The organism is Cupriavidus malaysiensis, assembly GCF_001854325.1.
Classification (GTDB): Bacteria; Pseudomonadota; Gammaproteobacteria; order Burkholderiales; family Burkholderiaceae; genus Cupriavidus; species Cupriavidus malaysiensis.
This window is the reverse complement of record NZ_CP017754.1, coordinates 2,274,231-2,284,155: the sequence shown is the minus strand read 5'-3', so window position 1 is coordinate 2,284,155 and position 9,925 is coordinate 2,274,231. Positions and strand designations below refer to the sequence as shown.

Annotated in this window: 9 protein-coding genes; 5 read left to right on the top strand and 4 right to left on the bottom strand. The window is 63.5% G+C overall.

The annotated features are described in order from the left end of the window. Positions 1-35: 35 nt before the first annotated feature. From BKK80_RS10150 to BKK80_RS10130, 4 genes are all read left to right on the top strand, one after another. Positions 36-1,220 carry a hypothetical protein gene (locus tag BKK80_RS10150; RefSeq protein ID WP_071069256.1) on the top strand — a complete coding sequence of 395 codons (1,185 nt, stop codon included), beginning with the start codon at positions 36-38 and terminating at the stop codon, positions 1,218-1,220. A 328-nt stretch (positions 1,221-1,548) separates the two neighbouring features. Further along, positions 1,549-2,022, top strand: coding sequence for a pentapeptide repeat-containing protein (locus BKK80_RS10140; protein WP_071069254.1), 474 nt, complete (start codon positions 1,549-1,551; stop codon positions 2,020-2,022). Positions 2,023-2,099: 77 nt separating this feature from the next. Next, entirely contained in the window at positions 2,100-3,224 is a 1,125-nt protein-coding gene (locus tag BKK80_RS10135; protein ID WP_071037075.1) for an MGDG synthase family glycosyltransferase, read from the top strand. Next, the gene (locus BKK80_RS10130) at positions 3,221-3,727 is read left to right on the top strand and encodes a hypothetical protein (protein ID WP_418235856.1); all 507 of its coding nucleotides are present in this window, start codon (positions 3,221-3,223) and stop codon (positions 3,725-3,727) included. The genes BKK80_RS10135 and BKK80_RS10130 overlap by 4 nt, the downstream gene beginning before the upstream one ends. A 134-nt stretch (positions 3,728-3,861) precedes the next feature. Here BKK80_RS10130 and BKK80_RS10125 read toward each other — a convergent pair whose 3' ends face one another. The 3 genes from BKK80_RS10125 to ppsA all read right to left on the bottom strand — a co-directional run bounded on the left by BKK80_RS10125 (position 3,862) and on the right by ppsA (position 7,913). After that, positions 3,862-4,809 (bottom strand): SPFH domain-containing protein, encoded by a 948-nt coding sequence (locus BKK80_RS10125; protein ID WP_071037076.1) that lies wholly within the window; start codon positions 4,807-4,809, stop codon positions 3,862-3,864. 116 nt (positions 4,810-4,925) lie between these two features. Then, a complete protein-coding gene (locus tag BKK80_RS10120; RefSeq protein ID WP_071012471.1) occupies positions 4,926-5,384 on the bottom strand; it encodes an NfeD family protein in 459 nt (152 codons plus the stop codon). 144 nt (positions 5,385-5,528) lie between these two features. Then, positions 5,529-7,913, bottom strand: a complete 2,385-nt coding sequence (gene ppsA, locus BKK80_RS10115; RefSeq protein WP_071012469.1) for a phosphoenolpyruvate synthase — start codon at positions 7,911-7,913, stop codon at positions 5,529-5,531. A 245-nt stretch (positions 7,914-8,158) separates the two neighbouring features. Between ppsA and ppsR the strand changes: the two genes are divergently transcribed. Continuing rightward, the gene (ppsR, locus tag BKK80_RS10110) at positions 8,159-9,037 is read left to right on the top strand and encodes a posphoenolpyruvate synthetase regulatory kinase/phosphorylase PpsR (RefSeq protein ID WP_071012468.1); all 879 of its coding nucleotides are present in this window, start codon (positions 8,159-8,161) and stop codon (positions 9,035-9,037) included. A 78-nt stretch (positions 9,038-9,115) separates the two neighbouring features. Here the strand turns inward: ppsR and BKK80_RS10105 are convergent, their stop codons facing one another. Further along, positions 9,116-9,895 carry a TrmH family RNA methyltransferase gene (locus BKK80_RS10105; protein WP_071012465.1) on the bottom strand — a complete coding sequence of 260 codons (780 nt, stop codon included), beginning with the start codon at positions 9,893-9,895 and terminating at the stop codon, positions 9,116-9,118. Positions 9,896-9,925 lie beyond the last annotated feature (30 nt).

Here is a 9,925-nt window from a genome sequence, read left to right as displayed (position 1 = left end):
CCGCCGCAGGACTGACTCTCACTGGATGCAAACGCATGACCGCCAAGAACATCGACCGGATGCCGCATGAATTTGCCATGCTCACCGACCCCGGGCTTCGTAGAAGGACGCTGGGCAACCAAGCGCTCAAGATCAGCGGGGCAGACTTCGTCACGCTCGAAGCGTTCTATGAAGCCACCTGGGAAAACGTGCACTTCTACGACTGCATCTTCTACGGGATGACCCGGCTGAGCCTGCTCAAGAATTGTGTCTTCGAGCGATGCCAGTTCCCGGGATCGAACTTCCAGGGCTACGGCTGGGATAACGTGCTGTTCGTGCGGTGCGATACGCTCGGCGAGGTCAACCTTATGGGGGGAGACGAGAGCAAGACAGTCCGCTTCGTCGAATGCGATTTCGGCGGAACCAATGAGGATCCCAATCACTGGGGTGCGGTGGGAACGTGGGCGGGTGATATTTCATTCGAAAACTGCACCGGCAAGTTCACGAGTGTATTTGGTAGAGATGCGGTCTCATACAAGGACTGTCGATTCGGTAGCATTGATTTGAGCGGCGGAGACTATGACCACAAGACCGGCACCACGTACCCGGGCAGGATGCTGCTCAACAATGTCAAAAGCGATGGGAGGCTGCGGCTAGGCCGGCGCGTATCCTCCCTCACCGTCCGCAACAGCGCCTTTGCGCTGCTCGACATGGCCCAGCTTCAAGCGACCGGTGCCGTTCGATTCGAGAACGTCACCGCCAACGGGATCGCCGCCAATGGGATCGATGCGGGAAGCTTCACGATGTCCGACGTGGTTCTTACCGGAGATGGGCTTCACGACTGGTCCCGTACCGTCATGGATGCCGGGCGCATGTGTGCAAACGCTATCGTGCTGGAGCGCGTGAGATGCCGGTCGGATAAGACCGCCATTGCACTCAGCGGTGCGGGGGTACGAGAAAGGTTGCCCCGAGAAGCATCCATTGTCTCGCAGATTGTCCTCCGCGAGTGCCAAGTGCCAGAAATCAAACTGCGATCAATCAATGCCCACAACGTGGCAATTGAGAAGGTCGACGCACAGACCGCGGACTTCTCCGAAAGCACGATCGGCTCGCTGACACTCAACGGGACAGGCATCGTGCGCAAGATCGATTTCACCAAGGCACGCATTGAGCAGATCAGCGGGCTGGTTCGATATACAACCCAGGAAATCGTGACCGAGGGGAGCAACGTCAGGCTGTGAGGGCAAGCGAGCGGGGTCTACCTGCCATACAGCGCGAGGCTTTACTGAAGGAGCCGACCTGGCCCAAGGGCGCGGAGAAGCTCAAGGGCATGTTCGATGTGGCGAGTTCCTGGGTGTTTCCCGTTGACTATCAGCATGGGCTGATTGCCCGGCGGCTGGGGGAACAGGGGGAGGTGCCGGATTGGGATTGGCTTCATGACACACACAAACATACCAAGCGATATCCGTTGAGAAAGAAGATCATTGGAGTGGATAGCAAATGATCTTGCGCCGCCAATTTCTTCGATCGCTCGCCGCCGCTGGGCTGACTCTCTCTGGATGCAAACGCATGACCGCCAAGAACATCGACCGGATGCCGCATGAATTTGCCATGCTCACCGACCCCGAGCTTCGTAGAAGGACGCTGGGCGATCAGCCGCTCAAGATCAGCGGGGCGGACTTCATCACGCTCGAAGCGTTCTATGAAGCCACCTGGGAGAACGTGCATTTCTACAATTGCATCTTCTACGGAATGACACGGCTGAAGCTGCTTAGGAATTGCGTCTTCGAGCGATGCCAGTTCCCGGGATCCAACTTCCAAGCCTCTGACTTCGAGGATGAGCTATTCCTGCGCAGTGACACTCTCAACAAGGCGTACCTGATGGCAGGGAAAACCAGCGAGAACGTCCGCTTTGTGGCGTGCGATTTTGGCCGAAAAAATTCCGATATCAATCAATATGGGGCAATCTACTTTCCGAATGTCTCTTTCGAACGTTGCACCGGTCAGTACATGGTTGTCGCCGGCGACGGTATGAGCGGATAACGTCTGCAGCACAGTGTGGTGCGCGCAACCGTCAGCCTGCGGCGCCGCTCTGGTATTTATGGAACAACGCCTCCCCAATGAAGAAGATCCTGCTCTTAAGCGTCAGCGCCGGCGCTGGCCACATGCGCGCGGCCGAAGCCATTCGCGCATGCGCTGATACGCACCCTGCCGGCATCGAAGCTACACATCTCGACGTGATGGACTTTGTGTCGGCAGGCTTTCGCAAGCTCTACACCGACCTCTACATCAAACTCGTCAGCAACCAGCCGGCGCTATGGGGCTACCTGTACCAGAAGACCGATGCGGCGGCGCCCGGCGCCCTCTCCCAGAAGATCCGCCGTGCCGTGGAGCGGCTGAGCTGTCGCCCGTTGCTGGCCGAGATCAAGCGCCAGCGCCCGGATGCCATCATCTGCACGCACTTCCTGCCCGCGGAGCTGCTTTCCCGCGAGTTGCGCAAGGGGCGCCTGGCTGTGCCGGTCTGGGTGCAGGTGACCGATTTCGATCTGCACAGCATGTGGATCGTGCCGAACATGCGGGGCTATTTTGCCGGCAATGAAGAGGTCGCCTGGCGCATGCGCGAAAGCGGCCTGGCAGAGGCCGCCGTTCACGTCAGCGGAATCCCCATCATGCCGGCGTTCAGCGAACCGCTCGACCGCGCCGTCTGTGCCGCAGAGTTCGGTATCGATCCACGGTGCAAGACCTTCCTGATGATGTCCGGTGGCGCGGGGCTGGGCGATCTGGATGTGTTGGCCGAGCGGCTGTTGGCAATGGACGGCGACTTTCAGCTCATCGCACTGGCGGGCAAGAACCAGGCGATGCTGACAGCCCTCCAGCGCGTTGCGCAGCGCTATCCGGGCAGGCTCTTCCCACAAGGTTTCACCCATCAGGTGGAACGTCTGATGGCATGCGCCGATCTGGTCATCACCAAGCCTGGTGGCCTGACCACCTCCGAATGCCTGGCAATGCAGTTGCCGATGATCATCAATTCACCTATCCCCGGCCAGGAAGAGCGCAATGCCGATTTCCTGCTGGAACACGGCGTCGCGCTCAAGGCCATCGACGACGCCGCGCTCGAGTACCGCATTCGCGCACTGCTGAAAGAGCCGGATCGCCTTACGGCGATGCACCACAGGATCGCGCCCCTTGGCCGGCCGCACGCCGCGCAGTTCGTGCTGAACCGCGTGCTGGATATCGGGCCATGAGCCCGCACCGCATGAGCGCAGCAGCCTTCATTCCGCAGCGCCGGACCCTGGTGCTAGTGGCCTGGGTGCTGCTGCTCGGCTTCTTCTTCGCCAATGTCGAGATCCAGATCGAGGGCAGCGCTGGCTGGGCCGCCGATCTCCCCACGTGGCGCATCGAAAAGCACTGGCTGCTGGACCTCTTCTGGGGCGGCCGCCCGATGACCGGCTACCACGCGTGGGTGTTCCCGTTCGTGGCGCTGTTCTTCCACCTGCCTTCGGTCTTCAATGGCCAATGGTGCTGGCGCGACGAGGCACGCATCATCGCCTGCATCATGCTCTTCTGGTTGACGGAGGATTTTCTCTGGTTCGCGCTGAACCCCGCTTACGGCCTTGCGAAGTTCGCACCGGCCTATGTGCCCTGGCACATCCACTGGATTGCGTTTGCCCCCACCGACTACTGGACTATGAGCGCCGCCGCATTCGCGCTGTTTTTCGTCTCCCGCACGCGCCCCGTCCTGCGCTGACCCGCTCGCTGCCAGGCGCATTTCATTTCTTACCACCGCGGTGTACATATCTCGAGGGAAGATATACCGCAGTTGCAGAGTCAGTGAGTCACCAGCAATGTGTACCCCTTACTGGACTGGCGCCAAGGCAGGTTTCACGGATTCGCTACCGCACCACCCTTCTGCTGCCCCTTCACGATCTGCAGCGCCGAGGCGATCATCCCGCTCATCTCGCCCAGGTTGCCCGGCACGATCAGGGTATTGCCCTGCTTGGCCAGGTTGCCGAAGGCGCCTACGTACTCCTCCGCCACCTTCAGGTTGACCGCCTCCATGCCGCCTTCGGTGCGGATCGCGCGGCCGATCTTCTCGATCGCCTGGGCGTTGGCTTCGGCCACCGCCAGGATGGCCGCGGCCTCGCCCTGCGCCTTGTTGATGGCTGCCTGCCGCTCGCCTTCGGACTTCTGGATGGCGGCCTCGCGCGCGCCGGCGGCCAGGTTGATCTGTTCCTGCCGCTTGCCTTCCGAGGCCGCGATCAGGGCGCGCTTCTCGCGCTCGGCGGTGATCTGCGCCTGCATGGCATGCAGGATCTCCTTGGGCGGCGTCAGGTCCTTGATCTCGTAGCGCAGCACCTTGACGCCCCAGTTGGAGGCCGCCTCGTCGAGCGCGTTGACCACGCTGTGGTTGATGAACTCGCGTTCCTCGAAGGTCTTGTCCAGCTCCAGCTTGCCGATCACCGAGCGCAGCGTGGTCTGCGACAGCTGGGTGATGGCGACCACGAAGTTGCTGGAGCCGTAGGAGGCCTTCATCGGATCGGTGACCTGGAAGTACAGCACCCCGTCGACCTGCAGCTGGGTGTTGTCCTTGGTGATGCAGACCTGGCTGGGCACGTCCAGCGGGATTTCCTTCAGCACATGCTTGTAGGCCACGCGGTCGATGAACGGTACCACGATGGACAGGCCCGGCGTCAGCGTAGCGTGGTAGCGCCCGAGCCGTTCCAGCACCCAGGCATGCTGCTGCGGCACGATCTTGATCGCCTGCGCGATCAGCACGACGGCGATGATGAGGATGATCAGGGGCAGCAGGCCGAGCTGGAAATCGAGCATGAATTCACTCCGTACGTAGTGAGGGGCTGCGATACCGCATCGCAGCAACGTGGGAAACACGGATGAGACGGATTCGGGCCGGGGGCGCCCGGCCCGTTCTGGCCCTGTGGCTGCGGCTAGGCCGCTGCACCTGCGGATCCGCCTGATGCAGCAGCCGGCACCACCACCAGCGTGGTGCCGTCCACCTCGATGATGCGGAAGCGTCCCGGCACGGCCGCGTGGCCGGGCGCCAGGCGGACCGACCAGTCCGCGCCCCGGTAGGGCGCGCGCGACAGGCCATAGCGGTCCCAGGCGGCCACGTCGAGTTCCTGGCCGATGTCGAGGTTGGCATTGGGATCGCTGCCCGGGGTGCGCCGCTTGGGCCGCCCGAAACGGGTGCGCCGCAGCACGGCGATGCCGGCGACCGCCACCACCGCACTGAGCACCGCCTGTGCGCCGGGCTCGAGGCCGGCCAGTCCGCCGAGCCCGCCCACCAGCAGGCCGATCGCGACCATCAGCAGGTAGAAGGTCCCGCTGGCCAGCTCGGCGATCACCAGCAGGCCGGCAGCCACGAACCACGCGTACTCGCTCGTCATCGCGTCCCCTCTTCGCGCAAGAAAAAACCCCCGCCGCGCCGTGGGCGCCTGCGGGGGCCATATCACACCTGACGCAGGGCCGGTGCGTGCCGGCGCGCGAGGCGCCGGCAACTGTCCAACGATTCTATTGTGACGCGAAATGCCTCAGGATGCCAGCTGTTGCCAGGTATCGACCACCGAGTCCGGGTTCAGCGAGATCGACTTGATGCCTTCCTTGGCCAGCCAGGCAGCGAAGTCGGGGTGGTCGGAAGGACCCTGGCCGCAGATGCCGACGTACTTGTCCAGGCGCAGCGCGGTCGAGATGGCGCGCGACAGCATGAAGCGCACGGCCGGATCACGCTCGTCGAAGTCCTTGGCCAGCAGCTCCATGCCGGAGTCGCGGTCCAGGCCCAGGGTGAGCTGGGTCAGGTCGTTCGAACCGATCGAGAAGCCGTCGAAGAACTGCAGGAATTCCTCGGCCAGGATGGCGTTCGACGGCACTTCGCACATCATGATGATGCGCAGGCCGTTCTCGCCGCGCTTCAGGCCATGCTTGGCCAGCAGCTCGATGACCTTCTCGGCCTGGCCCAGCGTACGCACGAAGGGCACCATGATCTCGACGTTGGTCAGGCCCATTTCGTCGCGCACGCGCTTCATGGCCTTGCATTCCATCTCGAACGCTTCGGCGAAATCTTCGGCGATGTAGCGCGAGGCGCCACGGAAACCCAGCATCGGGTTTTCCTCGTCCGGCTCGTAGCGCGAGCCACCGATCAGCTTCTTGTACTCGTTGGACTTGAAGTCCGACAGGCGCACGATCACGGGCTTCGGATAGAAGGCCGCGCCGATGGTGGCGATGCCTTCGGCCAGCTTGTCGACGTAGAAGGCGCGCGGGCTGGCGTGGCCCCGGGCCACGCTTTCCACTGCCTTCTTCAGATCGGCGTCGACCTGCGGGTAGTCGAGGATGGCCTTCGGGTGCACGCCGATGTTGTTGTTGATGATGAACTCGAGGCGGGCCAGGCCCACGCCGTTGTTCGGGATCTGGCTGAAGTCGAAGGCCAGCTGCGGGTTGCCGACGTTCATCATGATCTTGACGTCGATCGCCGGCATCTCGCCGCGCTGGACCTCGGTCACTTCGGTCTCGAGCAGGCCGTCGTAGATGCGGCCTTCGTCGCCTTCGGCGCAGGACACGGTCACCAGCGTGCCGTCCTTCAGCAAGTCGGTGGCGTCACCGCAACCGACCACGGCCGGCACGCCCAGCTCGCGCGCGATGATGGCCGCGTGGCAGGTACGGCCGCCGCGGTTGGTCACGATGGCGGCGGCACGCTTCATCACCGGCTCCCAGTTCGGGTCGGTCATGTCGGCCACCAGCACGTCGCCGGGCTGCACGCGTTCCATCTCGGACGGGTCGTTGATGACACGCACCGGACCGGTACCGATCTTCTGGCCGATGGCGCGGCCGCTGGTCAGCACCGGGGCGGTACCCTTGAGCTTGAAGCGCTGCTCCACCTTGCCGGCGGCCTGGCTCTTCACCGTCTCGGGGCGGGCCTGCAGGATGTAGATCTTGCCGTCCTTGCCGTCCTTGCCCCACTCGATGTCCATCGGGCGGCCGTAGTGCTTCTCGATGATCAGCGCGTACTGGGCCAGCTCGGCGACGTCGGCGTCGGTGATCGAGTAGCGGTTGCGCAGCTCGATGGGCACGTCCACGGTCTTCACGCGGCCGGCTTCGCCGGGCGCGGTGAACTCCATCTTGATCAGCTTGGAGCCGATCGAGCGGCGGATGATCGGGTACTTGCCCTCGCGCAGCGTGGGCTTGAACACGTAGAACTCGTCCGGGTTCACGGCGCCCTGCACCACCGTCTCGCCCAGGCCGTAGCTGGAGGTGATGAAGACCACGTCCTGGAAGCCCGATTCCGTGTCGATGGTGAACATCACACCCGAGGAGGCCAGGTCCGAGCGCACCATGCGCTGCACACCGGCCGACAGCGCCACCACGTCGTGGGCGAAGCCCTTGTGCACGCGGTAGGAGATGGCGCGGTCGTTGTACAGCGAGGCGAACACGTGCTTGATCTTGTCGAGCACGTCGTCGATACCGCTGACGTTCAGGTAGGACTCCTGCTGGCCGGCGAACGAAGCGTCGGGCAGGTCCTCGGCGGTGGCCGACGAACGCACGGCGAAGGAGGCTTCAGCACCTTCGCGTGCCGACACGCGGGCGTAGTGCTCGCGGATCTCCTGCTCGAGGCGGGGCTGGAACGGGGCCGAGGCGACCCATTCGCGGATCTGCGCGCCGGCCTCGGCGAGCGCCTTGACGTCGTCGACGTCCAGCGTCTTGAGACGCTCGGAGATGCGCTCGGTCAGGTTGTTGTGGGCGAGGAAATCGCGGAAGGCCAGCGCCGTGGTGGCAAAGCCACCGGGCACGCGCACGCCGGCTTCCGCCAGCTGGGAGATCATCTCGCCCAGCGACGAATTCTTGCCGCCGACGATTTCCACGTCAGCCATGCGCAACTGTTCGAACGGCAGCACGTAGGCGCCGTCTTTAGCCTGGTTGGTCATAAAAGCCTCAAAACAAAGTAAGAAACCTGTTGCGCGTTCGGCATATTCTTAGTGTTCTGCTCCCGAACAGATCGCTTGGCTAAGCCACCCCACCGCAGCCCTTGCTGCAGCGCACATTGCGCACAATCCACCGCGTAACCATTGCAACGACTGGGATTGTGGAATTGCTTAGCGAAAAGATCGCCGCTATTCTACCGTGCCGCACCGCACTTTCGCGGAAGCCGTACTCAAAATATTGTTCAGATATGACCGAGCCTGAAGTGCCGCAAGCGACCTCGCCCGCCGAGCCTACCAACGGGCGTCCCGCCGTCCGCACCGTCTTCATCGTATCCGATGGCACCGGGATTACCGCGGAGACTTTCAGCCACTCGATCCTGGCCCAGTTCGAGATGCGCTTCCGCAAGGTGCGCATGCCCTTTGTCGACACGCCCGACAAGGCGCATATCGCCGTCGGCAAGATCAACGAGGCCTTCTATGCCGAGGGCGCCCCGCCGATCGTCTTCACCACGCTGGTCAATCCCGAGTCGAACAAGGCACTGCGCCGCGCCAAGGCCATGATCCTGGACATGTTCCAGACCTTCATCGAGCCGCTGGAGAAGGAACTCGGCATCAAGTCGACCCATGCGATCGGCCGCTTCCACCAGAATGCCGACACCGAGGCCTACAAGAACCGCATCGAGGCCATCAACTTCTCGCTGGCACACGATGACGGCCAGTCGCACAAGAACCTGGCCGAGGCCGACGTGATCCTGGTCGGCGTGTCGCGCAGCGGCAAGACTCCGACCAGCCTCTACCTCGCCATGCAGTACGGCCTGAAGGCAGCCAACTATCCACTGATCCCCGACGACTTCGAGCGCGGCCGCATGCCGTCGGCGCTCTATCCGTTCAAGGGCAAGATCTTCGGTCTCTCCATCGATCCGCAGCGCCTGACCGAGATCCGCAACGAGCGGCGTCCGGGCAGCAAGTATGCCGCGCTGGAGAACTGCCGCTATGAGGTCAATGAAGCCGAATCGATGATGCGTCGCGAAGGCATCAAATGGCTGTCCTCGACGCACAAATCGATCGAGGAGATCGCCACCACCATCCTGCAGGAAATCAAGGTGGAGCGGGACAACGGTTATTGAAAGGCCGTTGAACTGCTATTGAACTGCTATTGAGTGGCGCCGCCGGACCCGGCATCCGCACTGGCCCGGCGGCGCGCCTCACCCGCGCCGCTGCCTGACTGCCTCGAACAGGCACACCGCCGTCGCCGCCCCGACATTGAGCGACTCCAGCCCGCCCGGTTGCGGAATCCCCACCTTGCGCGTCACGGCCGCCATCCATGCCGGCCCCACCCCCGCCCCTTCGTTGCCCACCACCCAGGCCACCGGCCCGCGCAGATCCACGTCGTAAAGCTCGGCGTCGGCATGCGAGGAGGTCGCCAGCAGCGGCACGGCCAGCCGCGGCAGCAGCAGTTCCGGCGTGCAGTGTTCGACGATATTCAGGTGGAAATTGGCCCCCATGGCAGCCCGCAGGGTCTTGGCCGACCATGCCAGGGCGCAGCCGGTGGCGAGAAAGGCATGGGGAATGCCCGCCGCCGCCGCGCTGCGCAGGATCGAGCCCACATTGCCGGCATCCTGCACACCATCGAGGATGATGCAGTCGGTGTCCACGCGCGCAGGCAATTTGCCCTGCGGCGTATCGATCACCAGCATCAGGTCGATCCCGTTGGCCACGGTGGCGATCTGCGCGAACAGCGCGTCCGCCAGCACCACCACCCGATCATCCGGCACGCGGCGCAGCAAAGGCACGACCTCGGCATGGTCGAAGTGGCGCTCGGACACCACGCACTGGAGCGGCGTGCCCTGCGCGTCCAGATAGGCCTGCGCCAGATGGACGCCGTCGAGCAGCGCCTGCCCGGCCTTGCGCAACTGGTGGGTGGAGGTGGTCAGCGCCTTGAGGTGCTTGAAGAGCGCGTTGTCGCGCGAGGTGAGATGCTTCACGGCGGAATCTCCGGAGTTCGGCGGGCCGGG

Excerpts from the sequence above, each read along its gene's own strand:
- BKK80_RS10150 (WP_071069256.1), top strand. The coding sequence starts at position 36 with ATGACCGCCAAGAACATCGACCGGATGCCGCATGAATTTGCCATGCTC.
- BKK80_RS10140 (WP_071069254.1), top strand. The coding sequence starts at position 1,549 with ATGACCGCCAAGAACATCGACCGGATGCCGCATGAATTTGCCATGCTC.
- BKK80_RS10135 (WP_071037075.1), top strand. The coding sequence starts at position 2,100 with ATGAAGAAGATCCTGCTCTTAAGCGTCAGCGCCGGCGCTGGCCACATG.
- BKK80_RS10130 (WP_418235856.1), top strand. The coding sequence starts at position 3,221 with ATGAGCCCGCACCGCATGAGCGCAGCAGCCTTCATTCCGCAGCGCCGG.
- BKK80_RS10125 (WP_071037076.1), bottom strand. The coding sequence starts at position 4,809 with ATGCTCGATTTCCAGCTCGGCCTGCTGCCCCTGATCATCCTCATCATC.
- BKK80_RS10120 (WP_071012471.1), bottom strand. The coding sequence starts at position 5,384 with ATGACGAGCGAGTACGCGTGGTTCGTGGCTGCCGGCCTGCTGGTGATC.
- ppsA (WP_071012469.1), bottom strand. The coding sequence starts at position 7,913 with ATGACCAACCAGGCTAAAGACGGCGCCTACGTGCTGCCGTTCGAACAG.
- ppsR (WP_071012468.1), top strand. The coding sequence starts at position 8,159 with ATGACCGAGCCTGAAGTGCCGCAAGCGACCTCGCCCGCCGAGCCTACC.